This window comes from Chamaesiphon sp. OTE_75_metabat_556 (assembly GCF_031378165.1).
In the GTDB taxonomy this organism is placed as follows: domain Bacteria; phylum Cyanobacteriota; class Cyanobacteriia; order Cyanobacteriales; family Chamaesiphonaceae; genus Chamaesiphon.
This window is the reverse complement of record NZ_JANNDR010000483.1, coordinates 1-1,991: the sequence shown is the minus strand read 5'-3', so window position 1 is coordinate 1,991 and position 1,991 is coordinate 1. Positions and strand designations below refer to the sequence as shown.

Below are 1,991 nucleotides of genomic sequence, written 5' to 3'. Positions count from 1 at the left end.
TTAATCTTGAATTTATTTGAGATTGACTTGGCTTCGCTATTTGGAAATAGAACATAAATTAGGAGAATATTTCAATGAGATCTGCAACTTTAACTTTGACTGTTGACTTCGTTCAAGCAATCGATGCTAAAAATCTTGTTGGACACGGACGTTTCAATAATGGCAAGACGCTCGACCCAATTAGCTTTACTGCCTATGCTCCACGCTTGCGAGATACGATCGTTCCTGGTGTAACCCTAGTTGCTGAAGGTAATATGCGTGTAATTAAAGATGCTGCTGGAATTACTGTGCTGAGTTTGAATATCACTCAAGCTCTGGAAGTTGCCCCTGTAGATCCTACTCCCGCAGTTGACCCAGAACATAATGACATCAAACTGCTTGTCCCTGCTGCTGAACCTAACGATATGCCTGAAGCTGATGCGCTCGAAGCCGAATTGTTAGACGAGCAATCGCTAGCCGAAATCGAGCAGCCCGCGATCGAAGTCGAACCAGTTGCACCTGCTAAACCCAAAGCCACTCGTAGCAGAAAACCAAAGGTTCTAGCTGCTGTCTAAATTAACATTCCTACCAAGATTGACTGAGCTTCGCTATGTAGATGTGAAAGTCAATCTTGGATTTTGTTGCACCTGGCTTTCGGGCTGGGTGAGGATTGGAACACTTCATAGAAATAGTACACAACTAACTTAGGAGAATATTTTCATGTTTATTAATTCCGTTCAATTGTTTGGTCGCCTCGGTCAAGATCCTGAAGCCATTTGGTCTGATAGCGGTCTACGCACTAAAGGCTCCTTAGCCGTCACGATCGATAAAACCACGACTGATTGGTATGCCTTGACCGCCTTCGGAAAAACTGCTGAAATCCTGGCTAACTTCGTGCGTAAAGGCGAACAAGTCGCGATCGAAGGTCGAATTGCTCTGAGTAGCTGGGTTGATGGTGCTGGTAATCCTCGATCGAAAGCTGAAATTGTCGTCGAGTCCATCAGTTTAGTTGCTGGCAATCCTAAGACTTTGCCAACTGGCAGCAAAAGTCCAACTCCAGTTCGACAAACAGTTCCTGCTACATCTATCTCTGATGACGAGGCTGACCAGATTCCCTTCTAGATAGCTAGTTTGTATTCATTTTTCAACCTGAATATTACCAACTGAGATTTACTGAGCTTCGCGAATTAGAAGTGAAAGTTAATCTCAGTTTTTTATTGAGATTGACTGACTACGCTTTTTCATAATAGAACACATAACTTCGGAAAATATTCCCATGCGAAATGCTACTTTGACTATTACTGTAGAAAACATTCAACTAACTGATGAAGAACTAGTTGGTTATGGCACATTCGATAATGGTAAAGATAATCCTGCCGAACGAATTACGATCTCTGGTAATGCTTCCCGTCTCAAAAACACTGTAACTCCTGGTAGAACGATTGTTGCGATTGGAATGCTTCGATCGATCAAAGATGGTTTAGGGATTCCTTCCTTAACTCTGAACATCAGTCAGGCAATCCAAGTTACTTTGCCTATCCCCGCTATTGTCTAAATCAATTATTTCGATCTGTGGTTAACTGAGCTTCGCAAATCAGTAGTGAAAGTTAATTACAGATTAACTATGTCTTTTACACTAACTTAGGAGAATATTTCCATGTCTAATTCAATTAATTCCATTCAATTGCTCGGTCGTCTCGGTCAAGATCCAGAGTCAAGTTGGTCTGAAAATGGTATTCGTGTTGGTGCTTCTCTTGCAGTTACTATCGACAAAGACACAACTGATTGGTATCCATTGACTGCCTTCGGTAAGACTGGCGAAATTTTGGCTAACTACGTCCGTAAAGGCGAACAAGTCAATATTCAAGGTCGAATCAGTGTCAACCGTTGGGATGATAAATCGACTGGCGAACCTCGCGCTAGAGTCCAGATTATCGTCGATCGAGTCGGACTCATCGGTAGCAATTCTCGTAATGCTTTGCAAACTGTCTAGATCGCCAATTCAGCACTCA

4 protein-coding genes are annotated in these 1,991 nt (G+C 42.4%); all 4 read left to right on the top strand.

Features of this window, described 5'->3' with window-relative positions:
* Positions 1 to 74 precede the first annotated feature (74 nt).
* The 4 genes from RMO27_RS19490 to RMO27_RS19475 all read left to right on the top strand — a co-directional run bounded on the left by RMO27_RS19490 (position 75) and on the right by RMO27_RS19475 (position 1,972).
* Positions 75 to 554, top strand: a complete 480-nt coding sequence (locus tag RMO27_RS19490; protein WP_309735639.1) for a hypothetical protein — start codon at positions 75 to 77, stop codon at positions 552 to 554.
* A gap of 145 nt (positions 555 to 699) precedes the next feature.
* The gene (locus RMO27_RS19485) at positions 700 to 1,101 is read left to right on the top strand and encodes a single-stranded DNA-binding protein (RefSeq protein ID WP_309735637.1); all 402 of its coding nucleotides are present in this window, start codon (positions 700 to 702) and stop codon (positions 1,099 to 1,101) included.
* 154 nt (positions 1,102 to 1,255) lie between these two features.
* Positions 1,256 to 1,534, top strand: a complete 279-nt coding sequence (locus tag RMO27_RS19480; protein WP_309735635.1) for a hypothetical protein — start codon at positions 1,256 to 1,258, stop codon at positions 1,532 to 1,534.
* A gap of 102 nt (positions 1,535 to 1,636) precedes the next feature.
* Entirely contained in the window at positions 1,637 to 1,972 is a 336-nt protein-coding gene (locus RMO27_RS19475) for a single-stranded DNA-binding protein (protein WP_309735633.1), read from the top strand.
* Positions 1,973 to 1,991 lie beyond the last annotated feature (19 nt).

Excerpts from the sequence above, each read along its gene's own strand:
- RMO27_RS19475 (WP_309735633.1), top strand. The coding sequence starts at position 1,637 with ATGTCTAATTCAATTAATTCCATTCAATTGCTCGGTCGTCTCGGTCAA.
- RMO27_RS19485 (WP_309735637.1), top strand. The coding sequence starts at position 700 with ATGTTTATTAATTCCGTTCAATTGTTTGGTCGCCTCGGTCAAGATCCT.
- RMO27_RS19480 (WP_309735635.1), top strand. The coding sequence starts at position 1,256 with ATGCGAAATGCTACTTTGACTATTACTGTAGAAAACATTCAACTAACT.
- RMO27_RS19490 (WP_309735639.1), top strand. The coding sequence starts at position 75 with ATGAGATCTGCAACTTTAACTTTGACTGTTGACTTCGTTCAAGCAATC.